Consider the following 23,219-nt stretch of genomic DNA (forward strand, 5'->3'; position numbering starts at 1 on the left):
CCTGCGTCAATGGTCGCCCGGAACGGCTCCGGGCCGCGCGGTGGGGTTCACCGTGCGGCCCGGAGCGGGGTTCGTGCCGGGGAGGGTCAGCCCTTGCGGGCGGTGATCTCCTCGGTGAGCTGGGGGACGACGGTGAAGAGGTCACCGACGACGCCGTAGTCGACGAGCTCGAAGATCGGGGCCTCGGGGTCCTTGTTGATCGCGACGATCGTCTTCGAGGTCTGCATCCCCGCCCGGTGCTGGATCGCGCCGGAGATCCCCGAGGCGATGTACAGCTGCGGCGAGACGGACTTGCCGGTCTGCCCGACCTGCGAGGTGTGCGGGTACCAGCCCGCGTCCACCGCGGCACGCGAAGCGCCCACCGCCGCCCCCAGCGAGTCCGCGAGAGCCTCGATCAGCGGGAAGTTCTCCGCACCGTTGACCCCACGCCCACCCGAGACCACGATCGCCGCCTCCGTCAGCTCCGGACGCCCCGTCGACTCACGCGGCGTCCGCGAGGTCACCCTCGTCCCCGACGCCGCGTCACCGAACGACACCGCCAGATCCTCCACCGCACCCGCCGCGGCGGACGGCTCGACCGCAGCCGAGTTCGGCTTCACCGTGATCACCGGAACACCCCGCGACACACGCGACCTCGTCGTGTACGACGCCGCGAACACCGCCTGCGTCGCCACCGGCCCCCCGTCCCCCGCCTCCACATCGGTGGCATCGGTGATGATCCCCGAACCGATCCGCAGCGCCACACGCGCCGCGACCTCCTTGCCCTCCGCCGAGGACACCACCAGCACCGCCACCGGCGACACCGCCCCGAACGCCGCCACCAGCGCGTCCACCTTCGGCACCACCAGATAATCACCGAACTCGGAAGCCTCCGAGACCAGCACCCTCACCGCACCGTGCTCACCCAGCACCCCCGCGGTCGCCCCCGCACCCGCACCCAACGCCACCGCGACCGGATCACCCAGCCGCCGCGCCAGCGCCAGCAACTCCAGCGTCGGCTTGCGGACCGCACCATCCACATGATCGACCAGAACCAGAACATCAGCCATGACACGCACTCCAGACAGACGAGACAGACGAGACGGACAGAACAGGCAGAGACCCACACGCCCCCACCAGGAGAAAACCGGAGAGCTAGATGAACTTCCGGCCCGCGAGGAACCCGGCCAGCTCCCTGCCGCCCTCACCCTCGTCCTTCACGATCGTGCCCGCCGTCCGCGCCGGACGCTCGGTCGCCGACTCGACCGCCGTCCACGCACCCGCCAGACCCACCTCGTCCGCCTCCAGACCCAGATCATCCAGATCCAGCGACTCCACCGGCTTCTTCTTCGCCGCCATGATCCCCTTGAACGACGGATACCTGGCCTCACCCGACTGGTCGGTCACCGACACCACCGCCGGCAGCGACGCCTCCAGCCGCTCGGACGCCGTGTCACCGTCACGCCGCCCGACCACCACACCACCGTCCACCGACACCTCCGACAGCAGCGTCACCTGCGGCACCCCCAGCCGCTCCGCCAGCAGCGCCGGAAGCACCCCCATCACCCCGTCCGTCGAGGCCATCCCGCAGATCACCAGGTCGTAACCGGTCCTCTCGACCGCCTTCGCCAGCACCAGCGACGTCCCCATCACGTCCGTACCGTGCAGACCGTCGTCCTCGACATGAACCGCCCTGTCCGCACCCATCGACAACGCCTTGCGCAACGCGTCCTTGGCATCCTCCGGACCCACCGTCACCACGGTGATCTCCGCATCGTCCGCCCCGTCCGCGATCTGCAACGCCTGCTCGACCGCGTACTCGTCCAGCTCCGAGAGCAGACCGTCGACATCATCACGGTCCAGCGTCAGGTCATCGGCGAAACGCCGGTCACCGGTCGCGTCGGGCACGTACTTCACACAGACAACGATCCTCAAGCTCACGCCGGCTCTCCTACTGCATCGTCTTTTCCGGGCTGCCTTGTTGCACGCAGCATAGGCGCCTTGTCGGGCCGGATCCGGTCAGGACGACCGAGGCTCCGCGCCCGATATTACTCGCCAGTACACCCAGTGTCCCGCCCGCGGGCAAGCGGTGCGCACTGTGACCTTGCCAACGCGGCGGACCTGTGCGTGCGTGACCTCAGTCTCGCAGAGCCGTGAAGCGTCCCTGGTGGTAGACGAGCGGGCGGCCCGGTCCGGTGTGCGAGCCCGCCACGGCCTCGGCGATGACGATGCGGTGGTCCCCTGCGGGAACACGGGTCACCACGCGGCAGACCAGCCAGGCGGAGACGTCGGCGAGCAGCGGAACGCCTTCGGGGCCGCTGCTCCAGTCGGTCGACGGGCCGAAGCGGTCGGCCCCGCTGCGGGCGAAGGTCGCGGCCAGTTCCCGCTGGTGCTCGCCGAGTATGTGGACGCCGACGTGTTCGGCCCGTGACAGCACGGGCCAGCTGGAGGACGAGGTGCCGACGCCGAAGGAGATCAGCGGAGGCTCGGCGGCGACGGAGGTCAGCGAGGTGGCGGTGAAGCCGACCGGGCGGTCCCCCGCGGCGGTGATCACGGCCACGCCGGCGGCGTGGCGGCGGAAGACGGAGCGGAGGAGTTCGGGGGTCGCGGCCGTCAGGGCGGTGGCGAGATCCGGGGTTGCCGTCATGGAGGTGTCCTTCTGCGAGAGTGGCGTACGGGTCCGCGGATGCTCAGGCACCCGGACAGCGCGCACTCGCGTCGCGTGCGAGGTCCACGTGGACCCGGCTGTGGAGAAGGAGTTCTGGCGGCATAACGTCAGACTGACGATGCGTGGCGGGCCCCGTCAAGAGTGTCCGGGAATGTGGGAGATGTGTCACGGTCCGTCATATGGCGTGCCCCAGCGCCGCCACGACGTCGACGGTACGGGGCTGACCGGACGCCCGGCGGACCACCTCTCCCCCGGCGTCGAGCACCAGGACGGTCGGGGTGCTCGTGATGCCGAGCTGACGCACCAGGGCGAGGCTGGACTCGGCGTCGATCTCGACATGGGCGACGCCGTCGACCATCCCGGCCACCTCCTCGAGCGTGCGGCGCGTGGCCCGGCAGGGCTGGCAGAAGGCGCTGGAGAACTGGACGAGTGTCGCCCGTTCCCCGAGTTCCGCGCCGAGTTGGGCGGCGTCGAGCCGCTGCCTGTGTGTCCGGCCGTCCACCTGGCGCCTCCTGATCAGAGCTCTTCACCACGGGTCAGCACCGTCGGCCGCCCCGGCATTCCCGCAGTTCCCGGCGGATACGCACGTGACGAGAATCTCGCGTCCCACGTCCGCCGGGACTGGCCAGCGGCTCGCGCATGGGGCACCATCGCCACAATGCCGAAAACCTACGGCTGCGTAACTTCCGCCGGGAGAACCCTCCCCAGGCACTGAAGAAGGGTCTTCCCCAGATGGCAGAACTCGTCTATCGACCGGTCATCGGCGCCGCTCGCACCATGTTCAAGGCGCTCGACCTGAAGATCGACACTCAGGGTTCGGAGCACATCCCGAAGACCGGTGGTGCGGTACTGGTCAGCAACCACATCAGCTATCTCGACTTCATCTTCACCGGGCTCGGCGCCCTTCCGCAGAAGCGGCTCGTCCGCTTCATGGCGAAGGAGTCGGTCTTCCGGCACAAGATCTCCGGTCCGCTGATGCGGGGAATGAAGCACATCCCCGTGGATCGCAAGCAGGGTGAGGACGCGTACGCGCACGCGCTTCAGTCGCTGCGCTCCGGCGAGATCGTCGGGGTCTTCCCGGAAGCCACCATCTCGCAGTCCTTCACGCTGAAGAGCTTCAAGTCGGGTGCCGCGCGCCTGGCCCAGGAGGCCGGGGTCCCGCTGATCCCGATGGCGCTCTGGGGTACGCAGCGGATCTGGACGAAGGGTCGTCCGCGCAACTTCGGGCGCAGCCACATCCCGATCACGATCCGTGTCGGCGAGCCCGTCGAGGCGCCCGCCGACCAGTACGCGGGCGCCATCACCCGGCGGCTGCGGGAGCGGGTGCAGGAGTTGCTGGAAGCGGCGCAGCGGGCCTATCCGGTGCGCCCGAAGGACGCGAGCGACACCTGGTGGGTGCCGGCCCACCTCGGCGGTACGGCCCCGACCCCCGCCGAGGTGCGCGAGCTGGGCTGACCGCGGCCGGGGCACCCGACCGTCGCCCCGTGGCGGGGCGGCGGCCCGTCTCAGCGCGGGGCGTGGACGGTGATCCGCGCCCCGGGGCTCAGCTGTTCCAGGTGTACGGCGAGTTCGGCGCCCGCGGCCTCGAGCTCGCCGTTCGTCATGGGCGCGAGCCCCTCCAGCAGGAAGAGGGCGCTGACGGACTCCTCGGTGAGCCGGGTGCGGACGCCCTGGCGCCAGTTCCAGCGGCGGCAGGTGACGCCCTCGTCGTCGCACCAGACGACTTCGCCGGACTCGGGGTGCTCCACCGTCTCCTCGCCGCCGGCGACCGTGGGGAATGGCTCCTCGCCCGTCGCGCGGATCAGCCGCATCCCGCCCTTGATGTGGTCGGTGTCCTCGCCGCCGACCGGGACGAGGTGGGCGACGCTGATCGCGTTGTAGGCGTCGACGAGCCGGTTGATGCGGGGCAGTCCGCCGTCGGCGAGGGCGCGGCGGGCGAGCGCCTCGGCCGAGTTGCGGGTGCGGGAGGGCTTGGCACCGAAGGCCGTGTAGATCTCGCGCCAGGCCGCCATGTGCGGGTCCTCGTGCGGGGCCCGGCCGCCCAGGCGCTCGGCGAGCCGGCGGGCGGCGTCGTCCAGCAGGGCGGAGCTGCGTGCGTCGCTGGGGCCGTTGCTGAGACCGTGCGCCTCGACGGCGAGGTGGGTGAAGCCCGGAGCGAGGGTGCGCACCTCGTCGGACACGGTGAGGGTGAGGGTCATCGTCTGCCTTACTGCGTTGCCGCGTGGGGCCGTGCCGGTGCGGTGGCTCCGTGCGGTGGTACGGGGAGGTCTGCGGGGCCCGGAGATGCGAGGGGTGGCCGGCCTGCGGATTCAGAGGCCCGCGGGCAGGGTCCGCCAGAGCTCCGAGCGGTCCCGCGCGCTCCTCAGCGCGTGGAGGAGCACCTCGGGTGGTGCAGCATAGACTACCGGATAGTCGATTTCATTGAACTCCTCGCGCACCTTCCACGCCAGCCGCTCTACCGGCGGCGAGAACCGCGCGTCGACGCCCGGCTTGTTCCCGCGCGGGTCCACGCGGGCCCAGCACCCGACCTCGGGAAGCCTCAGCGCCACCAGGCCGTGGAGCACCGGGTTCGCTCCGTCGTCGTCCGTCAGCCGCTGGAAGCAGAGACCGGCCGGGATGCCGCGGGCGCGCAGCAGCGCCGTGAGGGCGATGGATTTCGCGTGGCAGATGCCGGTACGGGCGGCGAGCACGTCGGAGGCGCGCCAGGTCACGCGTTCGTCCCCGGAGTCGGCGGAGTGCGGGATGGTGTCACGGACGAACTCGAAGGCGGCCCGCGCGTAGGCGTATGCGCCCTCCACCGCGAGCGCAAGGCGGGCCGCCGCGGCCTCGACGCGCGGATGATCGTGGTCGATGGCCTCGTCGGCGGCCAGGTACGCGCCGACGTCCGGGGATTGCTGGGTCAGCTCCATGACCGCAGAGCGTACGAAGCGGCCGACCGGGCGTCTATCGATTTCCGGTCGGCCGCATAATCATGCTAGCTGAGCGCTACCGCGCCATCTCTTCCTTGAGCGCCTGGAGGAACGCGTCGACGTCGTCCTCGCGGGTGTCGAAGGCGCACATCCAGCGGACGTCCCCGGCGGCCTCGTCCCAGAAGTAGAAGCGGAAGCGCTGCTGGAGCCGCTCGCTGACCGCGTGCGGCAGCCGTGCGAACACGGCGTTGGCCTGCACCGGGTACAGGATCTCCACCCCGTCGATCGCCCGGACGCCTTCGGCGAGCCGCTGGGCCATGGCATTGGCGTGCCGGGCGTTGCGCAGCCACAGGTCCTTGGCGAGCAGCGCCTCCATCTGGACGGAGACGAACCGCATCTTGGAGGCGAGCTGCATGGAGAGCTTGCGCAGGTGCTTCATCGCCCGGACCGCGTCCGGGTTCAGCACGACGACCACCTCGCCGAACAGCGCGCCGTTCTTCGTCCCGCCGAAGGTCAGCACGTCCACGCCGACCGTGTTGGTGAACGTCCGCATCGGCACGTCCAGGGAGGCGGCCGCGTTGGCTATCCGGGCCCCGTCGAGGTGCACCTTCATGCCGCGCTCGTGGGCGTGGTCGCAGATGGCGCGGATCTCGTCGGGGGTGTAGACGGTGCCCAGCTCGGTGTTCTGGGCGATCGAGACGACCTGGGGCATGGCCCGGTGCTCGTCGTCCCAGCCGTACGCCTGCCGGTCGATCAGCTCGGGGGTGAGCTTGCCGTCCGGGGTGGGCACGGTGAGCAGCTTGAGCCCGCCCATCCGCTCGGGCGCACCGCCCTCGTCCACGTTGATGTGCGCGGTCTCGGCGCAGATGACGGCGCCCCAGCGGTCGGTGAGCGCCTGGAGGGCCACCACGTTGGCCCCGGTGCCGTTGAAGACGGGGAACGCCTCGGCGGTGGGGCCGAAGTGGCTGTGCATGACCCGCTGGAGGTGGCCGGTGTAGTCGTCCTCGCCGTAGGCGACCTGGTGGCCGCCGTTGGCGAGGGCGATGGCCGCGAGAACCTCCGGGTGCGCGCCCGCGTAGTTGTCACTGGCGAAGCCGCGGACCTGCGGATCGTGGTGACGGCGTGCGTCGGTCCTCACGGTTGCGGGGTCAGCCACAGGCGCTTTCCGTTCACTTCGGGGGCGGGCCGGTCCCAGACGCCGGCGATGGCCTCGGCCAGTTCCGTGACGTCGGTGAAACCGGCGAACTTCGCATTCGGGCGCTCGGCGCGCATGGCGTCGTGCACCAGTGCCTTGACCACCAGGATCGCAGCAGCGGTGCACGGCCCGTCCTCGCCTCCCGCCTTGCGGAAGGCGTCGCCCAGCGCGAGGGTCCACGCCTCGGCCGCGGCCTTGGCGGCGGAGTAGGCGGCGTTGCCCGCGGTGGGCTTGCTGGCCCCGGCGGCGCTGATCAGGAGGTAGCGGCCGCGGTCGCTGCGTTCCAGGGGCTCCTGGAAGGCCAGTGAGGTGGACTGGACGGTGCGGATGAGCAGCTTCTCCAGGGCGTCCCAGTCGGAGAGCGCCGTTTCCTGGAACGACGGGCTGCCGCGCCAGCCGCCCACGAGGTGGACCAGGCCGTCGACGCGGCCGAACTCCGCCTCGGTGCGCTTGGCCCAGTCGCGGGTGGCGTCGAGATCGAGCAGGTCGACGGTCTCACCGGTGACGGTCGCACCCCCGTGGGCGTACCGGGCGGCGTCCACCGCCTCGGCGAGACGTTCGGGGTGCGCGTCGCAGCCGACGACCGTCGCGCCCGCCTCGGCGAGTCGCAGCAGCGTCGCGCGTCCGGCAGGGCCGGCCGCTCCGGCGACCGCGACGACGGCTCCTTCGAGCGCCCCGTTCCCCTCGCCCGTACCGATTCCGTTCATGGCCACCGCCTCCTCGGGAGAATGGTTCACGCGGCTGCCCGCTCATCGTTCGCCGCGGTGATCCCCTTGGCAGAGGCAATCACGTGCTTCAGCTTCTTGGCGAGCGCCTCATAGAACATGCTCAGGGGAAACTCGTCCGGAAGCACGTCGTCGACGAGCTTGCGAGGAGGAAGTGTGAGGTCGAGGGCGTCGGGGCCCTTGGCCCAGCGCGATCCCGGATGCGGAGCGAGGTAGGTGGAGACGAGGTCGTAGGCGGCGAACCAGTGGACCAGCTTGGGGCGGTCGATGCCGTCGCGGTAGAGCTGCTCGATCTCGCCGCAGAGCTGGTTGGTGACCTCCGGGGCCCGGTCCCAGTCGATCTTCAGGGTGTTGTCGGTCCAGCGGACGACGTCGTGCTTGTGGAGGTACGCGAAGAGCAGCTGGCCGCCGAGGCCGTCGTAGTTGCGGACGCGCTCACCGGAGACGGGGAAGCGGAACATCCGGTCGAAGAGCACCGCGTACTGCACGTCACGGCCGTGGGCGTTGCCCTCGGACTCCAGCTTCACGGCCTCCTTGAAGGCGGTGAGGTCGCAGCGCAGCTCCTCCAGGCCGTACATCCAGAACGGCTGGCGCTGCTTGATCATGAACGGGTCGAACGGCAGGTCGCCGTGGCTGTGGGTGCGGTCGTGGACCATGTCCCACAGGACGAACGCCTGCTCGCAGCGCTGCTGGTCGCCGACCATCGCGCGGATGTCGTCGGGCAGCTCCAGGCCGAGCAGGTCGACGGCCGCCTCGGTGACGCGGCGGAAGCGGGCGGCCTCGCGGTCGCAGAAGATGCCGCCCCAGCTGAACCGCTCGGGGGCCTCACGCACGGCGATGGTCTCCGGGAAGAGCACGGCGGAGTGGGTGTCGTAGCCGGAGGTGAAGTCCTCGAAGGCGATGCCGCAGAAGAGCGGGTTGTCGTAGCGGGTGGCCTCCAGCTCGGCGAGCCATTCGGGCCAGACCATCGTGAGGACGACCGCTTCGAGGTTGCGGTCGGGGTTGCCGTTCTGCGTGTACATCGCGAAGACGACGAGGTGCTGGAGGCCGTCGACCCGGTTCCGCGCCGGCTGGAACGCGAGCAGCGAGTCCAGGAAGTCCGGGACGCGGAAGCCGTCGGCGGCCCAGCGGCGCAGGTCGGTGACGAGCGCGCGGTGGTAGGCGGCGTCGTGCGGGAGGAGCGGGGACAGCTCCTCGACCGCGCCGATCACCCGGTCGAGGACCTTCTCGACGGTGGCCGGGGACGGGGCGCCCTCGGCCTCGAAGTCGATGGAACCGTCCTCGGCCTGCCAGGGGCGGATCTCCTCGACCGCATCCTTGAGCACGGGCCAGGCCGGGTGCTCGACGACCCGCTGGGCCGTAGCTATCGCGCCGTCGGCGGCGTGGTGCACAAGAATTTCCGTCATAACACTTCCTCCACGGGAGAACCTCGCGTGGATTCACCGTAGCCTCGCGGAGCTCTCCCCGACAAGTGCAGCCCTGCAAATCATCCTGCGTACCCCCCTGCTCACCGCTGTTTTTCCTGCCCCTTCACGGGTAGGCGCATAGTTCCAGCAGGACCGCCCGAGGCCGGGCGACCAGGCGCGCGCGGCGGGGGACATCGCCGCCCGCTGCCACTACCCTTCCCGGTGCCGTATCGCCGTACTTCAGCGCGGGCGGGAGCAGTTGACGGGAAGCCGCCGACGGAAACGAGGTCGCCTTGTCCTTTCTCACCCTGGGTCATCGCGGAGTGATGGGCGTCGAGCCCGAGAACACGCTGCGCTCCTTCATCCGCGCGGAGGCGTCCGGGATGGACGCCATCGAGCTGGATCTCCACCTCAGCAAGGACGGCGCGCTCGCCGTCATGCACGACGCGGACGTGGACCGCACCACGGACGGGACCGGACCGATCGCGGGCAAGACCCTGGCGGAGCTGCGCGAGCTGGACGCCGGGCGGGGCGAGCGGGTCCCCGTCTTCGAGGAGGTGCTGGACGCCGTCTCCTCCCCGCTCCAGGCGGAGATCAAGGACGTGGCGGCGGCCCGCGCGCTGGCGGACGTGATCCGGGAACGCGGTCTCGTCGGGCGGGTGGAGGTGTCCTCGTTCCACGACGAGGCCGTGGTGGAGATCGCGCGGCTGGTGCCCGGCGTGAGGACGGTCCTGATCGCCAGCCGCTGGGGCGCGGACGTGGTGGACCGGGCGAAGGCGGCGGGCGCGGCGACGCTCGCGCTGAACATCCGCCGCCTCACCCTGGAGGTGGTGGAGCAGGCGCACGCGGAGAGCGTGAAGGTGATCGGCTGGGTGGTGAACACCCAGGACCACCTGCGTCTCGCGCGGGCCCTGGGGCTGGACGGCGCGACGACGGACTTCCCCGAGATCCGCCGCGCCGGACGCTTCACCGCCTGACAGGAGCGGGCCGGGGCGGCTCACCGCGCCGCGGGCTCCCGCCGACCCGCCGCGCCGGTCCCGCCGCCGGGTGGCTGTGCCCTCAGATGCTCTTGACGTCCTCAGATGCTCTTGACGAGCAGCTCGAAGGCCAGGTCGTCGCGCTGGGGGATGCCGAAGCGCTCGTCGCCGTACGGGAAGGGCGTGAGCTGTCCCGTACGGCGGTAGCCGCGCCGCTCGTACCAGGCGATCAGGTCGTCGCGCACCGAGATGACCGTCATGTGCATCTCGGTGACGTCCCAGCTCTCCTTCGCGGCGCGCTCCGCCTCGGCGATGATCAGCTTGCCGAGCCCGCCGCCCTGGAGGCCGGGCCGGACCGCGAACATGCCGAAGTAGGCGGCGGCGCCCCGGTGTTCGAGCTGGCAGCAGGCGATCAGCTCGCCGTCGCGCTCCACGGCCAGCAGCCTGCTCGCCGGGGCGTCGATGACGTCGCGCACCCCCTGCTCGTCGGTCCGCTGCCCCTGGAGGATGTCCGCCTCGGTGGTCCACCCGGCGCGGCTCGAGTCGCCCCGGTAGGCGGACTCGACCAGGTCCACCAGCGCCGGGGCGTCGTCCCCGGTCGCGTCGCGGAAGGTCAGCCGGGCCTCGGCGCGGGGCGTGGTGGTGTCCATGGTGGGGCGCTCCGTCTCTCTGGTGGTACTGCGCTGCTTCTCTGCCGCCGTACGGCCTCTCGCGCTGCCGGACGCAAGGTCGCGGCCATGGCCGCCGCACGTGCGGACGAGCGTAACGCGCCCCGGAGCGCCCCCGGTGCGCACCGGGCGCACCCCCTTCACACCCCTGTGCGCCTGGTTCACCGGCGGGCCGCAGGGCATCGATCCGGTCGACCCGCAACAGTGCCGGACGTCGGATGGGGGCGCGGCGTGCACGGAGGGACCCAGGCCGGCTGGCTGCTGATGGCGTTGTGCGCGGTGAGTGGAGCGTACTGCCTGCTGCGCGCCCGCACGGGGACGCCGCAGGAGCGCCGCACCGCGCGCTCGGAGGCGCTCATGGGCTTCGGCATGGCGGCGATGGCCGTTCCGGCGGCGGTGCTGTCGCCGCCGGACTGGGCGTGGTCGGTGTACGCGGTGCTGTTCGGCGCCGCCGCGGTGCGAGCACTGCGGCCCGCTCTGTGCGGCGGGCACCATCTGCACCATCTCGTCGGCTCGCTGGCCATGGTCTACATGGCCGTGACGATGGCCCCCGCGGTGATGGGGAGCGGCGGTGCCGGGCATGCCGGGCACGGGGCGGCGGCGGGGGCCGGGGGCGTCCCCCTGCTCACCGGGACGCTGCTCGCCTACTACGCCGCGTACGTGCTGGGCACGGCCGGCCGCCTGCTGCCCGCGGCCGCCTCGGTCCCGGCGGGCGGTACGGCACCCACGGGCCGGAGGACCGGCTCCGGGGGGCCCGGGGCGGGTGGCGCCGGGGGCGGGACGGACGGAGGGCCGGAGATGGCGACCGCCTGCCGGCTGACGATGGGGATCGGCATGTTCGCCATGCTGCTCACCCTGTGAGACAGGACGTGGGACAGAACCCCTGTTCGACAGTGGTCTGCGTCACTTGCCGGTCGAGGCCGTACCCCCGTCCGACCCGCCGCTCATAGGGTGAGGCCATGCTGGTCTCCCTCGCACTGCTCCTGCTCGGTGCACTGACCGCCCTGGCGACCCCGCGCGTGATGGCGCGCGCGAAGTGGCCGGAACGCGAGCCGGTCGTGACCCTGTGGGTGTGGCAGTGCGTGGTGGCCGGGGTCCTCGTCTCGTTCACCCTGTCCATGACATTCAGTGCGGCGGCCGCCTGGCAGGCGGTGCGCGGCCATGTCTTCGCCCCCGCCCCGCACGCCGTGGTCGAGGCGTACGCACTGGCGGCGTACGGCCCGTGGTCGGCGGTCATCGCGGTGCTGCTGGCGCTCGGCGGACTGTGGAGCGGCGCAATGCTGCTGCGGGAGGTCCGGCGGGCACGGCGGCGGCGCAAGCAGCGCCGGGCGGAACTGCTGGTGCGCGCCCCGCTGATGCCCGGCGAGGAGCCCGGCGCGGACCGTCTCGTGGTGCTGGAGGGTGAACGCCCCGATGCCTGGTGGCTGCCCGGTACCGCCCCGCAACTGGTCATCACCACGGCCGCGCTGGGCCGCCTGAAGGGCCGTCAGCTCGACGCCGTGCTCGCCCATGAGCAGGGACACGCCCGGGCCCGGCACGACTGGCTGCTGCACTGCTCGTCGGCGCTGGCCAACGGCTTCCCGCAGGTGCCGGTCTTCGCCGCCTTCCGTGACGAGATGCACCGCCTGGTCGAACTGGCCGCCGACGACGTGGCCTCCCGCCGCTTCGGCCGCCTCACCACCGCGCTCGCCCTGGTCGGGCTCAACGAGGACCGCGGGGTGTTCGGCCCCTGCCCCACTCCGCAGGCCCAAGTGCCCCACCGGGTCAGCCGGTTGCTCGCCCCGGTGGAGCGACTGACGGCGGGACGCAGGCTCCGGCTGACGGCCGCCGCGGCGCTGGTGCCGGTCGTCCCCGTGATCGTGGCATTCGTACCGGGTCTTCGCGCCCTGGGCTGAGGCGCCGCGGTTCGCACTCACCCGGAGACGGCTTCCCGGCGCTCCGGGAGTCCCGGCGCCCGCACGCCGGACTCGGGACATCACGCCGGACTGGGGACATACCGGGGGCCGCACCGGGCCAGGACACGTCGGGTTCCCGGACACACCGGGGCGTCCGGCTCCGCGGGGGTGGATCTGCGGCGGGGTCCTCGGCGAGGATCGGTCCATGTCCCCCCACCGCCTCTCACCGGCCCGCGCCCCTGGCGCCGCGCCCGCTCCGTGGACCGCGGCCGTCGGCGGCGCGGCCTCCTTGGTCCTGCTCGTCCTGGTGGCGGCGCGCTGGTCGCCGCTGATGTCCCTGGACCGGGCGGTCGCCGAGGCCCTGCACCGGCACGCCGTGGCCGATCCCGGCCTGGTCCAGGTGAGTCGGGTGCTGACGGACTGGGTGTGGGACCCCTGGACCATGCGCGCCCTGATCGCGGTGGCGGTGGTGGCCCTGTGGTGGCGGGGCGCACGCGTGCTCGCGCTCTGGGTGGCCGCGACGAGCCTCCTCGGCACGCTCCTCCAGCAGGGGCTGAAGGCCGCGGTGGGCCGGGAGCGCCCGGTGTGGCCCGACCCGGTGGACTCCGCCCACTACGCCGCGTACCCCTCCGGGCACGCCATGACGGCGGTCGTGAGCTGCGGGCTGCTCGTCTGGCTGCTGCGGCTGTACGGCGCCCGCCCCGGCGTCCGGCGGGCGGCGCTGGCCATCGCGGTGGTCTCGGCGGTCGGGGTGGCCGCGACCCGTGTCCATCTGGGGGTGCACTGGCTGACCGACGTCGTGGGCGGGGCCCTGCTGGGGGTGGCCGTCGTCGCGTGCTGCGCCGTCGGCCACGCCCGGTACGCACCGTCCGTGGAGAGGAGCACACCGTGGTGATCAGAGGCGTTCTGTTCGATTTCTCCGGGACCCTGTTCCGCATCGAGCCGGTCCGGGACTGGCTCGCGGCCGTACTGCGCGAGGAGGGTATCGGCGTTCCGCCGGACGATTTCGAGCGGTACGTGACCGGGCTCACGGAGGCCGGCGCCCTGCCGGGCGGCCCGTCCCCGCTCCGGGTACCGGACCGGCTGGCGGACGCGATGGCGCGGCGGGATCTGAGCGCCGCCCTGCACCGCGAGGCGTACACCGGTCTGGCCCGGAGCGTCGCGCTGCCCGATCCGGGGCTGTACGACGCGCTCTACGCCCGCCACATGCGGCCGGACGCCTGGCAGCCCTACCCGGACGCCGGGGAGGTGCTGGCGGGCCTGCGGGAGGCGGGGATCGCGGTGGCCGTGGTCAGCAACATCGGGTGGGACCTGCGCCCGGTCTTCCGCGCCCACGGGCTCGACGCCCTGGTCGACGCCTACGTCCTGTCCTTCGAGCACGGGCTCCAGAAGCCCGCGGCGGGTCTGTTCCGTATCGCGTGCTCGCTCATCGGCCGCGATCCGGCGGACGTGGTGATGGTCGGTGACGACCGGCGCGCGGACGGCGGTGCGGCGGCCGTGGGCTGCGAGGTCCGGTTCGTGGACCATCTGCCGGTGCAGGAACGGCCCGACGGCCTGCGCTCCCTGGGGCTGGTTCCCGGGCCGGGCCCGGGGCCACGGGCCGGGATGTGAGGCATATCCCGCCCTGAACGGGGCATCAGTGGTCGCTCGTGGCCGTAGCCTGGAGGGCATGTCCCCGATGTCGTCGTCCGTGTCCGCCCGCCCCGCAGCCGAGGTCAACGCGGAGATCCGCGATCTGTGGCAGCGTTCGGGCGGTTGTCTGACGCCGCAGGACGAGGCCGAGTACCAGCGGCTGCTGGTGGAGTGGGCCGCCGCCACCGGCGGGAGCGCCCGCACCGCCGCCTGACCGGCGTACCCACCGCTGCCGGGAGCGGGACCACCGCGCGGACCGCTCGCGTCCCCCGGAACCCGGCAGGCTCCCGGCCCACGAGCCGGGAAAGGCCCGCACCGGATCCGACGATCCCCCGCGTCGCCGGATCCGGGCACACCCTCGGCGCATCTCGTGGGACACGGCCGTGGACCGCGTCGGGGACCGGTGTCGCCGAGCCCTCCGTCGCAGGGCTCCAGCATCTCCCCACCCGGCTCATCGGTCAATGAATTTCCGGCGGCGCACGCACCGGGGCCGGTGTCTCCGGGCGGATGACCGCCCGGAGACACCGGCCCCGGAATGCGATGCGGAACGCGTGGGCCGCCGACCGGTCAGCGGTCGAAGTAGTCCGGCTGCGTCTGCACGTTGAGCTCGTCCATCCGGACCCGCTTCGCCGGGTCGGTGCGCCGGTCGTCCAGCTTCAGCACGTCGAAGCCCTTGGCGATGTCGCTGGAGTAGATGTGACCGTTGTAGTAGTACGCCGACCACGGGCCGGCCGTGGTGACCCGGTCGAGGGTGACCGGGCCGCGCTCGAAGAAGGCGATCTCCTCGGGCTTCGCCGAGTCGGTGAAGTCCCACACGGAGATGCCGCCCTGGTACCACGCCTGGACCATCAGGTCGCGGCCCTTCACCGGGATGATCGAGCCGTTGTGCGCCACGCACACCTCGGCGTCGGCCTGGTGGCGGTCGATCTTGAAGTAGCTGCGGAAGACCAGCTTGCGCGCGTCCCCCTTGCCCACGATGTCGTAGATGCCGTCGGCACCGCGCTCGGGACCGATGGCCTCGTTGCAGGTGGCCGCGCCGCCGCCGCCGAGCTCATCGGTGAAGACGACCTTGTTCGCCCCCTGGTTGAAGGTCGCCGAGTGCCAGAACGCGAAGTTCACGTTGTCCTGGACCCGGTCGATGATCTTCGGGTGCTCCGGGTCCTCGATGGAGAACAGCAGACCGTCGCCCATGCAGGCACCGGCGGCCAGGTCCTTGGACGGCAGCACCGTGATGTCGTGGCAGCCCGTCGTCTTGGAGACGCCCGGGTTCTGCGGCGCTCCCGGATTGCCGCCGTCCGGGAAGAGCACCGGGAAGTTGACGATCCGGGCCTTCTGCGGCGCCTTGACCGGCACCTTGATGACGGAGATCCCGTCGTGCGGCGGACGGCAGTCGGGGAACGCCTCGTTCGGCGAGTACGAGGAGACGTACACGTACACGTTCTTCTTGCCGTCCGGCACCAGCGTGTGGGTGTGGGAACCGCAGGCGGTCTCCACGGCGGCGACGTACTCGGGCCGCCGCTTGTCGCTGATGTCGAAGATCTTCATACCCTCCCAGGAGGACTTCTCCGTGGCGGGCTGGGAGGTGCTGGAGCAGGAGTCGTCGCTGCGCGAGGAGTCCGTCGAGAGGAACAGCAGGTTCCCGGAGACGGAGATGTCGTTCTGCGAGCCGGGGCAGAGGACCTGGGACACCGTCCTGGGCTTCTCCGGCTTGCTGATGTCGTAGATGACGAAGCCGTCGTAGTTGCCGACGAACGCGTACTTCCCCTGGAAGGCGAGGTCCGTGTTGTTGCCCTGGAGGGCGCTCTTGGGCACGTTCGTCAGGTGCTTGATGTTGGAGCTGTGGACGATCTCGTCCACGCCAGGTATGTCACCGCCGGCTATCGCGGCCCTCGCCTCTGCCTGCTCGCTCCTGGTGACGGAACCCCGCTCGGCCGGAGCGTCGCCGGGGTCGGGGGTCGCGGCCGCCGTGGTGGCGGTCAGCAGCGTGGCGAGAAGTCCGGCCGCGGCTGCCACCGCGCCCAGACGTCTGCGCCGCACGCGAAGGGTGTGCAACGAGGTCACTGCGTCCTCCCTTGTCTCCCGTTCGGGGGCCGAACGGGTTGATGAATCCCCGGCAGTATCGTCCCTCCCATGTACACATCAACAGATGCAACGCAGACGTAATAAAAGTTTTTGATCTTCGCACGGTGGAAGCGTGTTAGGACGGTCTGCAACAAACCCCGTGGCACCGGAGGTCGCCGTGTTGATCCATCGTCGGACCGCAGCTCTGCGCGCAACCGCCCTCGCGGCGTCGGTCGTTGCCGCCGTCCTCGCCCTGGGGGCGTGTGACGCGGATGACGGTGGCGGAGCGTCGGACCGGGCGAAGGACAGCGGGCCGGGGGTGGTGGCGCCCGGCAGACCCGGCGAGCCCGCGCGGACGCTCTCCGCCGGGGAGGCCGCCGAGGAGGCGGGCAGGGACACCGCCAACTCCGCGGACTTCCGCTATGCGCAGATGATGATCCAGCACCACGCGCAGGCCCTCGTGATGACCGAACTCGTCCCGGACCGCGCCTCCTCCGACAGCGTCAAGCGCCTCGCGGAACGCATATCGGCAGGCCAGAAGCCCGAGATCGGCGCGATGGAAGGCTGGTTGAAGAGGAACGGAGGCGAGCGGCGCGAGCAGCACCACGACCACGCCGGGATGCCGGGCATGGCGACCGACGCCCAGCTGAAGAAGTTGCGGGCCGCCGAGGGCACGACGTTCGACCGGCTCTTCCTGGAATTGATGATCACCCACCATCAGGGGGCGATCACCATGGCCACGGAGGCGCTCACCGAGGGGAACGACGTCACCGTCGAGGAGATGGCGACCGACGTGGTCGCCCAGCAGACCGTGGAGATCGACCGCATGCGCGGACTGATGGACTGAGCGGCCCGGACGCCCCGCCGCCCGGCGAGACCCGACTCGCGGCCGTCCGGGCGGCTCGGGCACCCGGACGGCTCGCGGGACGGTGCGGATCCGCACCGTCCGGTGCGATGCTGGAAGCAACCTCCGGGAACTCCGGGAAGAGGTGCGCCGTGCTCTCCGTCGCCGTCGTCGGTTCCGGTCCCAGCGGGGTCTACACCGCTCAGGCCCTCCTCCAGCAGTCGCTCGTGCCCGACGTGCGGATCCACGTCCTGGACCGGCTGCCCACCCCGTACGGACTCGTGCGGTACGGGGTCGCCCCCGACCACGAGAAGATCAAGTCGCTGCAGAACAGCCTGCGGGCGGTGCTGGAGGACGACCGGGTCACGTTCGTGGGCAACGTCGGCGTCGGCGGGCCGGACGGGGTCTCCCCCGCCCGGCTCGCGGAGCTGTACCACGCGGTCGTCTACTGCGTCGGGGCGTCGGCGGACCGCGCGCTGTCGGTGCCGGGCGAGGGGCTGCCGGGCAGCTACTCCGCCACCCGCTTCGTCTCCTGGTACAGCGCCCACCCGGACATCGGCGCCGACCCGTTCGCCCGTGACGCCCTGGAGGCGCGCTCGGCCGTCGTGATCGGTGTGGGCAACGTGGCGGTCGACGTGGCCCGGATCCTGGCGCGCGGCGCGGGCGAGCTGCGCCGCACCGATGTGCCCCGCGCCGCACTCGGCGCTCTGGAGCGCAGTCGGGTGCGCGACGTCCACATCGTGGGCCGCCGGGGCCCGTCCCGTGCCCGGTTCACCACCAAGGAGCTGCGGGAGCTGGGGGCGCTGCCCGGCGCGCGGGTCACCGTGGACCCCGCGGAGCTCGCGCTCGACCCGGCGTACGCCGCGCCGGAGGAGGCGCCGGGCACGCTGCCCGCCGTGGTGCGGCGGAACCTGGAGGTCCTGCGCGGCTGGTCGGCGGGCGGGGCGGCGGCGGGAGACGCGTCCGGCGCGGCCGTGCGCCGCGTCCGGCTGCGGTTCTTCCTGCGGCCGGTGGAGCTGCTGGAGCGCGCCGGGAGGGTCGCGGGTGTGCGGTTCGCGCGGACGGCCCCGGACGGCACGGGCGGGGTCCAGGACACCGGGGCGTACGAGGACATCGAGGCGGGACTGGTCCTGCGGGCGGTTGGCTACCGCGGGGTGGAGCTGCCGGGGCTGCCCTTCGACCCGGTGCGCGGGACCGTGCCGCACGCGGCGGGCCGGGTGCTGCGGGACGGATCACCGTCACCGGGCGAGTACGTGGCCGGGTGGATCAAGCGGGGGCCGACCGGGGTGATCGGCTCGAACCGCTCCTGCGCGAAGGAGACGGTGGCCTCGCTCCTGGCGGACGCCCCCGCGCTGACCCGGCGGAGGGCGGCGGACGATCCGCTGGCGGCGCTGCGGAGGTCGGGGCTGCGGCCGGTGGAGTGGGACGGCTGGCTGTCGATCGAGCGTGCCGAGGCAGAACTGGGGAGTTCGCTGGGGCGCGGCCCGGTGAAGATCCCCGACTGGCCGGGCCTGCTGGCGGCGGCCCGCGACGAGGACCGCTGAGCGGAGGGGCCGGTACGGGGAACCGGCACGGGGAGCGGCTCGGCCACCCTGTCCGCCGCGTCCCTCAGTGTTCCCGCGTCGCCACCACCAGCCGGGCGCGGGGACTGCCGTCGGGGCGGGTGCCCAGGTCGGTCAGCGGCTGCGACCGCACCACGAAGCCGGCCCGGGTCAGGTCCTCCAGCACGTCGCCGAGCCGGAACGTGCGGTAGTACATGACGAACGGCGGACGCCACAGGGCATTGCGCACCCGCATGGCCGCGTCGAAGCCGAGCAGCGTCCAGTAGGCGCGCGATCCCACCGGGGGTGGTGCGCCGATCGGAAAGACGAACTGCCCGCCCGCCCGCAGCGATCCGTACACCTCGGCGAAGAGACCGAGGCGTTCGGCGGGCAGGAAATGGCCGAACGCGCCGAAGCTCAGGGCGAGATCGAAGGCGGGCGCGAACGGCAGCGCACGGGCGTCGGCCCGTACCCAGTGCACCGCCGGCCCCTCGTCACCGGGCGGAAAGGCGGCGCGCGCCTCGGCGAGCATGCCCGCGCTGAAGTCGACCCCGGTCACCCGCTCCCGGCACAGTTCCCGGAGCACGCCCACTCCCGCCCCCGTGCCGCAGCAGACGTCGAGACCGGTGTCGAAGGGGCCGAGCCCGCGCACCGCCCGGGCGACGGAGTCGAGCACGCGGTCCGGGGTGCGGTAGGGCGTACGGTCGAACTTCGGGGCGAGAAGGTCGTACCCGCGCTCCGTCGAGGAGAGCGCCTGGACGGCCAGTTCGCGCACGGTGGGACCCTGTTCGGTGAACATCGCGCTCACTCTACCGACGCCGCGTGCCCCGTGCGGACGCGCTCCGCCGGGGCTGCCGGCCCGGACAGCAGAGCCCCCCGCCTCAACGCCCCTCGGGACCGCGCCGCTTGAGTTCGATGGCGGCGTCGGCCGCGTAGGCCTGGGTCCAGCTCCGGCCCGCCCCGGACCGCCACGTGACGTGGACCGTGGCCCCGTCGGCGCGAGCGCTCTCCACCGTCATGGCCCGGTCGCCGTCGCGTACGTCGCCGCGCCGCAGTCCGGCCGCCTCGACCGTGACCGGGCGCTCCGCGGGCGCGTTCTCGGTCTCCTCGGCCGCCCGCAGGAGTACGGCGGCCAGCTCCCGCGCCGCTTCGGGGGTGCAGGACCAGACCGACTCACCGGCCGGGACCGTGAACCGGATGCCGACGCGGAGGGCCGGGCCGGGACCGGCGGCCGGGGCGGCATCCTCCGCCGTGACGGGGCCGGGCCCGTCCATGCCCGCCGTGGATGCCGCGCTCTCCCCCGGCGCGGCCGTGGCCGGGCCCGCTTCCCCCGCCGTGACGGCGACCGCCACCGGGCGGCCGTCGGCGTCCGTGATCCCGCTGCCCATCGTCGTCTCCTCGGTGTCCTCGGCGGCCGGTCTCCGCCAGCATGTCAGCATCGGGCGGCCACGGCCGGGGGCGGGCCCCGCCGGGGAGACACCGCGCGGCGGAGCGGGCTCCGGTCCGGTACTTCTTCGGGCCGGGCGTGTGCGCGACCGGGCCTCGGGCGTGTGCGCGAGCCACTGTCGGTGGCGGGGTGCAGACTGGCACTGTTCCGGCACAACGGCGTTTCCGGGAGGACGTGGACCATGACTGACGTACTGCTCACCGTCGGCACCCGCAAGGGACTCTTCATCGGCCGCAGACGCGGCGGGAGCTGGGAGATCACCGGCCCCCATTTCAACGCGCAGGCGATCTACTCGGTGGCCGTGGACACCCGTGGTGACCGTCCGAGGATCCTGGTCGGCGGGGACAGCGCACACTGGGGGCCGTCCGTCTTCCACTCCGACGACCTCGGCGAGTCCTGGGTCGAGCCGCGTCGGCCGGCGGTGAAGTTCCCGAAGGAGACCGGGGCTTCGCTGGAGCGCGTATGGCAGCTGCATCCGGCGGGACCGGAGGCCCCCGACGTGGTCTACGCGGGCACGGAGCCCGCCGCGCTGTTCCGCTCCGAGGACCGGGGCGAGTCGTTCGAGCTGGTGCGGCCGCTCTGGGAGCACCCGACCCGCTCGCGGTGGGTGCCGGGCGGGGGCGGCGAGGGGCTGCACACGGTGCTGACCGATCGACGGGACGCCGAGGCCGTGACCGTCGCCGTGTCGACGGCGGGTGTCTTCCGCACCAAGGACGGCGGGGCGAGCTGGGCGCCGTCGAACAAAGGCGTCTCGGCGGTCTTCCTCCCCGATCCGGACCCGGAGTTCGGCCAGTGCGTCCACAAGGTCACGCGGGACGCGGCCGATCCGGACAGGCTGTACCTCCAGAACCACTGGGGCGTCTTCCGCAGCGACGACTCCGGCGACCACTGGAGCGACATCGGCGCGGGCCTGCCCTCCGACTTCGGGTTCGCCGCCGTCGCACACCCCCACCGCGGCGACACGGTGTACGTCTTCCCGATCAACGCCGACGCCGACCGGGTCCCGGCCGGTCACCGCTGCCGGGTGTTCCGTACGACCGACGCCGGACGCACCTGGGAGCCCCTCTCCCGCGGCCTGCCGGAGGGGGACCACTACGGCACGGTGCTGCGGGACGCGCTGTGCACCGACGACGCGGACCCCGCCGGGGTCTACTTCGGCAACCGCAACGGCGAGTTGTACGCCAGCACGGACGACGGGGACAGCTGGCGGCAGCTCGCCTCCCATCTGCCGGACGTCCTGTGCGTCCGGGCGGTGGCGCTCGGCTGACGGCGGCCCCGGCCGTCCTGGCCGTCCCGGCCGTCCTGGCCCGGACGGCAGTTGATCGAAGTGGTCGTATCAGCAGTAGAGTGCGGGCCGTGGCAGCACGACCGTTGAAAGAGATCATCGAGCCGGGGTGGGCCGACGCCCTCGAACCCGTCGCCGAACGCATCGCCGCTATGGGCGACTTCCTCCGCGCGGAGATCGCCGCGGGACGCACCTACCTGCCCTCCGGGGCTCATGTGCTGCGGGCGTTCCAGCAGCCGTTCGAGGAGGTGAGGGTGCTGGTCGTCGGCCAGGATCCGTATCCCACTCCGGGACACGCGATCGGCCTGAGCTTCGCGGTGGCCCCCGAGGTCCGGCCGCTGCCGGGGAGCCTGGAGAACATCTTCAGGGAGCTGCACGGGGACCTCGGGCTGCCCCGGCCGTCCAACGGCGATCTCACACCCTGGACCCGGCAGGGGGTGCTGCTGCTCAACAGGGCGCTGACCACCGCGCCCCGGCGGCCCGCCGCCCACCGGGGCAAGGGCTGGGAAGAGGTCACCGAGCAGGCCATCAAGGCGCTGGTGGCACGGGGCACTCCGCTGGTGTCGGTCCTGTGGGGGCGCGACGCCCGCAATCTGCGCCCGCTGCTGGGTGACTTCCCCGCGATCGAGTCCGCGCACCCCTCTCCGATGTCCGCGGACCGGGGCTTCTTCGGCTCACGGCCCTTCAGCCGCGTCAACGAACTCCTGGAGCGCCAGGGGGCGCAACCGGTGGACTGGCGGCTTCCGTGACGCACACCTCGTCGTCCGGCCCCGGCGCGTATGTCGTCGGGGTGGATTCCGGGGGTTCCGGGCTGCGGGTGGCGCTGGGCCGGGTGGGTCGGCCGGGGCCGTTGTCGACGACGGTCTGCGCGGAACCGGTGCGGACGGGGCCCGGCGGCATCGACGCCGGGCATCTGCTGGAGCAGGTGCTGCCGGCCGTCCGTGGGTTGCTGGAGCAGGCGGCTGCCTCGGCGGCCGGCGACCACGCCGGTAGGGGCGGCATCGCGGCGCTGGCGATCGGGGCCGCAGGAATGGCCACGCTGGGCGAGCGGTTGCGGACGGAACTGCCCGGCGCGCTCGACAAGGCGCTGGGGGTGCGCCGGCTGGCGCTGGCGGCCGACGCGGTGACGGCCTACGCGGGCGCGGTGGGGCAGCGCCCCGGAGCGGTCGTGGCGGGCGGTACGGGCATGATCGCCCTCGGTACGGACCTCAAGGAGTGGCGCAGGGCCGACGGGTGGGGTCACCTTCTGGGTGACAGCGGTGGAGGCGCGTGGATCGGCCGCGCCGGGCTGGACGCGGCGATGCGGGCCCACGACGGACGTCGTGGCGGTTCCCCCGCGCTCCTGGAGCGGCTGCGGGCCGCGTTCGGACCGGCGGAGGAGCTGCCGGGACTGCTCTACCCGCGCTCGGACCGGCCGGCCGTGCTGGCCTCGTTCGCCCCGGAGGTGGCGGCGTGCGCCGGAGCGGACCCGATCGCCGCCGGCATTCTGCGGCAGGCCGCCGGGCATATCGCCGAGGCGGCGGCCGCTGTGTGCCCGACGACCGCAGGGCCGGACGGCGGGATCGACGAGGCCGGCGAAGTGGCCCTGACAGGCGGCCTGTTCCGGATGGGCGAGCCTCTGATCACCCCTGTGCGCGAGGAAGTGGCGCGGCTGCTGCCGGGGGCCCGGCTGACGTCGGCGGCGGGCGATCCGCTGACCGGCGCGCTCCGGATCGCGCGGGCCCTCGCCACCGGCGAGCTGCGCCTGCCACGCCACCCGACGATGCTGTTCGTGCCCCGCGAGCACGAGGCCGGGCAGGACGGCCGGGCGGACGCCGCCGACTGACCGGGGTGGGGGACGACTGACCGGGGTGGGGGACGGAGGAGGGACGGGGCGCGGGACAGGGCACAACAGGCCGCCAGAAAGGGACACTTCGACCTTGTGTCACTCATCGGACATAAGCGGATAGTTAACGCCCGACCGGACCCTCCCCGAACAGAGGGGCAG

The 23,219-nt window shown here is 72.4% G+C and carries 25 protein-coding genes; 12 read left to right on the forward strand and 13 right to left on the reverse strand.

Going from position 1 to position 23,219, the window contains the following annotated elements; translation table 11 throughout:
• Positions 1-86: 86 nt before the first annotated feature.
• The 4 genes from QFZ71_RS01305 to QFZ71_RS01320 form a co-directional block, all read right to left on the reverse strand.
• A complete protein-coding gene (locus tag QFZ71_RS01305; RefSeq protein ID WP_307666390.1) occupies positions 87-1,049 on the reverse strand; it encodes an electron transfer flavoprotein subunit alpha/FixB family protein in 963 nt (320 codons plus the stop codon).
• Positions 1,050-1,134: 85 nt separating this feature from the next.
• A complete protein-coding gene (locus QFZ71_RS01310; RefSeq protein WP_307666391.1) occupies positions 1,135-1,920 on the reverse strand; it encodes an electron transfer flavoprotein subunit beta/FixA family protein in 786 nt (261 codons plus the stop codon).
• A gap of 196 nt (positions 1,921-2,116) precedes the next feature.
• A complete protein-coding gene (locus QFZ71_RS01315; protein WP_307666392.1) occupies positions 2,117-2,626 on the reverse strand; it encodes a flavin reductase family protein in 510 nt (169 codons plus the stop codon).
• A gap of 196 nt (positions 2,627-2,822) precedes the next feature.
• Positions 2,823-3,149 carry a thioredoxin family protein gene (locus QFZ71_RS01320; protein WP_307666393.1) on the reverse strand — a complete coding sequence of 109 codons (327 nt, stop codon included), beginning with the start codon at positions 3,147-3,149 and terminating at the stop codon, positions 2,823-2,825.
• 230 nt (positions 3,150-3,379) lie between these two features.
• On the opposite strand from QFZ71_RS01320, the gene QFZ71_RS01325 reads away from it, so the two are divergent.
• Positions 3,380-4,102 carry a 1-acyl-sn-glycerol-3-phosphate acyltransferase gene (locus QFZ71_RS01325; RefSeq protein ID WP_307666394.1) on the forward strand — a complete coding sequence of 241 codons (723 nt, stop codon included), beginning with the start codon at positions 3,380-3,382 and terminating at the stop codon, positions 4,100-4,102.
• A gap of 50 nt (positions 4,103-4,152) precedes the next feature.
• Here the strand turns inward: QFZ71_RS01325 and QFZ71_RS01330 are convergent, their stop codons facing one another.
• From QFZ71_RS01330 to QFZ71_RS01350, 5 genes are all read right to left on the reverse strand, one after another.
• A complete protein-coding gene (locus QFZ71_RS01330; protein WP_307666395.1) occupies positions 4,153-4,845 on the reverse strand; it encodes a B3/4 domain-containing protein in 693 nt (230 codons plus the stop codon).
• 111 nt (positions 4,846-4,956) lie between these two features.
• Positions 4,957-5,556 (reverse strand): transglutaminase family protein, encoded by a 600-nt coding sequence (locus QFZ71_RS01335; RefSeq protein ID WP_307666397.1) that lies wholly within the window; start codon positions 5,554-5,556, stop codon positions 4,957-4,959.
• A gap of 76 nt (positions 5,557-5,632) precedes the next feature.
• Positions 5,633-6,694, reverse strand: coding sequence for a low specificity L-threonine aldolase (locus tag QFZ71_RS01340; RefSeq protein WP_307666398.1), 1,062 nt, complete (start codon positions 6,692-6,694; stop codon positions 5,633-5,635).
• Positions 6,691-7,458, reverse strand: a complete 768-nt coding sequence (locus QFZ71_RS01345) for an SDR family NAD(P)-dependent oxidoreductase (RefSeq protein WP_307666399.1) — start codon at positions 7,456-7,458, stop codon at positions 6,691-6,693. The genes QFZ71_RS01340 and QFZ71_RS01345 overlap by 4 nt, the downstream gene beginning before the upstream one ends.
• A 26-nt stretch (positions 7,459-7,484) precedes the next feature.
• Positions 7,485-8,882, reverse strand: coding sequence for a DUF6421 family protein (locus QFZ71_RS01350; RefSeq protein WP_307666400.1), 1,398 nt, complete (start codon positions 8,880-8,882; stop codon positions 7,485-7,487).
• 293 nt (positions 8,883-9,175) lie between these two features.
• Between QFZ71_RS01350 and QFZ71_RS01355 the strand changes: the two genes are divergently transcribed.
• On the forward strand, positions 9,176-9,859 hold the full coding sequence (locus tag QFZ71_RS01355) for a glycerophosphodiester phosphodiesterase family protein (protein ID WP_307666401.1): 684 nt from the start codon (positions 9,176-9,178) through the stop codon (positions 9,857-9,859).
• Positions 9,860-9,960: 101 nt separating this feature from the next.
• Here QFZ71_RS01355 and QFZ71_RS01360 read toward each other — a convergent pair whose 3' ends face one another.
• Complete coding sequence (locus QFZ71_RS01360; RefSeq protein ID WP_307666402.1) at positions 9,961-10,509, reverse strand: GNAT family N-acetyltransferase; 549 nt, start codon at positions 10,507-10,509, stop codon at positions 9,961-9,963.
• A 249-nt stretch (positions 10,510-10,758) separates the two neighbouring features.
• Here QFZ71_RS01360 and QFZ71_RS01365 point away from each other — a divergent pair, with 249 nt between their 5' ends.
• The 5 genes from QFZ71_RS01365 (at position 10,759) to QFZ71_RS01385 (ending at position 14,268) form a co-directional block, all read left to right on the forward strand.
• Entirely contained in the window at positions 10,759-11,388 is a 630-nt protein-coding gene (locus tag QFZ71_RS01365; protein WP_307666403.1) for a DUF5134 domain-containing protein, read from the forward strand.
• Between the two features lie 98 nt (positions 11,389-11,486).
• The gene (locus QFZ71_RS01370; RefSeq protein WP_307666404.1) at positions 11,487-12,422 is read left to right on the forward strand and encodes a M56 family metallopeptidase; all 936 of its coding nucleotides are present in this window, start codon (positions 11,487-11,489) and stop codon (positions 12,420-12,422) included.
• Positions 12,423-12,627: 205 nt separating this feature from the next.
• Positions 12,628-13,317 carry a phosphatase PAP2 family protein gene (locus QFZ71_RS01375; protein ID WP_307666405.1) on the forward strand — a complete coding sequence of 230 codons (690 nt, stop codon included), beginning with the start codon at positions 12,628-12,630 and terminating at the stop codon, positions 13,315-13,317.
• Positions 13,311-14,033, forward strand: coding sequence for an HAD family hydrolase (locus tag QFZ71_RS01380; RefSeq protein WP_307666406.1), 723 nt, complete (start codon positions 13,311-13,313; stop codon positions 14,031-14,033). The genes QFZ71_RS01375 and QFZ71_RS01380 overlap by 7 nt, the downstream gene beginning before the upstream one ends.
• 58 nt (positions 14,034-14,091) lie before the next feature.
• A complete protein-coding gene (locus QFZ71_RS01385) occupies positions 14,092-14,268 on the forward strand; it encodes a hypothetical protein (RefSeq protein ID WP_307666407.1) in 177 nt (58 codons plus the stop codon).
• A 353-nt stretch (positions 14,269-14,621) separates the two neighbouring features.
• On the opposite strand, the gene QFZ71_RS01390 is transcribed toward QFZ71_RS01385, so the two are convergent.
• On the reverse strand, positions 14,622-16,115 hold the full coding sequence (locus tag QFZ71_RS01390; protein WP_307666408.1) for an LVIVD repeat-containing protein: 1,494 nt from the start codon (positions 16,113-16,115) through the stop codon (positions 14,622-14,624).
• Between the two features lie 160 nt (positions 16,116-16,275).
• Here QFZ71_RS01390 and QFZ71_RS01395 point away from each other — a divergent pair, with 160 nt between their 5' ends.
• Both QFZ71_RS01395 and QFZ71_RS01400 read left to right on the forward strand, forming a co-directional pair.
• Positions 16,276-16,962 carry a DUF305 domain-containing protein gene (locus QFZ71_RS01395; protein ID WP_307666409.1) on the forward strand — a complete coding sequence of 229 codons (687 nt, stop codon included), beginning with the start codon at positions 16,276-16,278 and terminating at the stop codon, positions 16,960-16,962.
• Positions 16,963-17,111: 149 nt separating this feature from the next.
• Positions 17,112-18,503: an FAD-dependent oxidoreductase gene (locus QFZ71_RS01400; RefSeq protein WP_307671310.1), complete on the forward strand. Its 1,392-nt coding sequence runs from the start codon at positions 17,112-17,114 to the stop codon at positions 18,501-18,503.
• A 64-nt stretch (positions 18,504-18,567) separates the two neighbouring features.
• Here QFZ71_RS01400 and QFZ71_RS01405 read toward each other — a convergent pair whose 3' ends face one another.
• Both QFZ71_RS01405 and QFZ71_RS01410 read right to left on the reverse strand, forming a co-directional pair.
• Positions 18,568-19,299: a class I SAM-dependent methyltransferase gene (locus QFZ71_RS01405; protein ID WP_307666410.1), complete on the reverse strand. Its 732-nt coding sequence runs from the start codon at positions 19,297-19,299 to the stop codon at positions 18,568-18,570.
• Between the two features lie 82 nt (positions 19,300-19,381).
• The gene (locus tag QFZ71_RS01410; protein ID WP_307666412.1) at positions 19,382-19,888 is read right to left on the reverse strand and encodes a hypothetical protein; all 507 of its coding nucleotides are present in this window, start codon (positions 19,886-19,888) and stop codon (positions 19,382-19,384) included.
• 240 nt (positions 19,889-20,128) lie between these two features.
• On the opposite strand from QFZ71_RS01410, the gene QFZ71_RS01415 reads away from it, so the two are divergent.
• The 3 genes from QFZ71_RS01415 (at position 20,129) to QFZ71_RS01425 (ending at position 23,057) form a co-directional block, all read left to right on the forward strand.
• A complete protein-coding gene (locus QFZ71_RS01415; protein WP_307666413.1) occupies positions 20,129-21,214 on the forward strand; it encodes an exo-alpha-sialidase in 1,086 nt (361 codons plus the stop codon).
• An 89-nt stretch (positions 21,215-21,303) separates the two neighbouring features.
• Positions 21,304-21,981, forward strand: coding sequence for a uracil-DNA glycosylase (locus QFZ71_RS01420; protein WP_307666414.1), 678 nt, complete (start codon positions 21,304-21,306; stop codon positions 21,979-21,981).
• The gene (locus QFZ71_RS01425; protein ID WP_307666415.1) at positions 21,978-23,057 is read left to right on the forward strand and encodes an N-acetylglucosamine kinase; all 1,080 of its coding nucleotides are present in this window, start codon (positions 21,978-21,980) and stop codon (positions 23,055-23,057) included. Before QFZ71_RS01420 ends, QFZ71_RS01425 begins: the two co-directional genes overlap by 4 nt.
• Positions 23,058-23,219: the final 162 nt, after the last annotated feature.

Source organism: Streptomyces sp. V2I9 (assembly GCF_030817475.1).
GTDB lineage: Bacteria > Actinomycetota > Actinomycetes > Streptomycetales > Streptomycetaceae > Streptomyces.

Bases quoted from the DNA above. Each gene is read 5' to 3' on its own strand.
- QFZ71_RS01375 (WP_307666405.1), top strand. From the start codon at position 12,628: ATGTCCCCCCACCGCCTCTCACCGGCCCGCGCCCCTGGCGCCGCGCCC.
- QFZ71_RS01405 (WP_307666410.1), bottom strand. From the start codon at position 19,299: ATGTTCACCGAACAGGGTCCCACCGTGCGCGAACTGGCCGTCCAGGCG.
- QFZ71_RS01410 (WP_307666412.1), bottom strand. From the start codon at position 19,888: ATGGGCAGCGGGATCACGGACGCCGACGGCCGCCCGGTGGCGGTCGCC.
- QFZ71_RS01350 (WP_307666400.1), bottom strand. From the start codon at position 8,882: ATGACGGAAATTCTTGTGCACCACGCCGCCGACGGCGCGATAGCTACG.
- QFZ71_RS01315 (WP_307666392.1), bottom strand. From the start codon at position 2,626: ATGACGGCAACCCCGGATCTCGCCACCGCCCTGACGGCCGCGACCCCC.
- QFZ71_RS01415 (WP_307666413.1), top strand. From the start codon at position 20,129: ATGACTGACGTACTGCTCACCGTCGGCACCCGCAAGGGACTCTTCATC.
- QFZ71_RS01345 (WP_307666399.1), bottom strand. From the start codon at position 7,458: ATGAACGGAATCGGTACGGGCGAGGGGAACGGGGCGCTCGAAGGAGCC.
- QFZ71_RS01385 (WP_307666407.1), top strand. From the start codon at position 14,092: ATGTCCCCGATGTCGTCGTCCGTGTCCGCCCGCCCCGCAGCCGAGGTC.
- QFZ71_RS01325 (WP_307666394.1), top strand. From the start codon at position 3,380: ATGGCAGAACTCGTCTATCGACCGGTCATCGGCGCCGCTCGCACCATG.
- QFZ71_RS01370 (WP_307666404.1), top strand. From the start codon at position 11,487: ATGCTGGTCTCCCTCGCACTGCTCCTGCTCGGTGCACTGACCGCCCTG.
- QFZ71_RS01305 (WP_307666390.1), bottom strand. From the start codon at position 1,049: ATGGCTGATGTTCTGGTTCTGGTCGATCATGTGGATGGTGCGGTCCGC.
- QFZ71_RS01335 (WP_307666397.1), bottom strand. From the start codon at position 5,556: ATGGAGCTGACCCAGCAATCCCCGGACGTCGGCGCGTACCTGGCCGCC.
- QFZ71_RS01360 (WP_307666402.1), bottom strand. From the start codon at position 10,509: ATGGACACCACCACGCCCCGCGCCGAGGCCCGGCTGACCTTCCGCGAC.
- QFZ71_RS01330 (WP_307666395.1), bottom strand. From the start codon at position 4,845: ATGACCCTCACCCTCACCGTGTCCGACGAGGTGCGCACCCTCGCTCCG.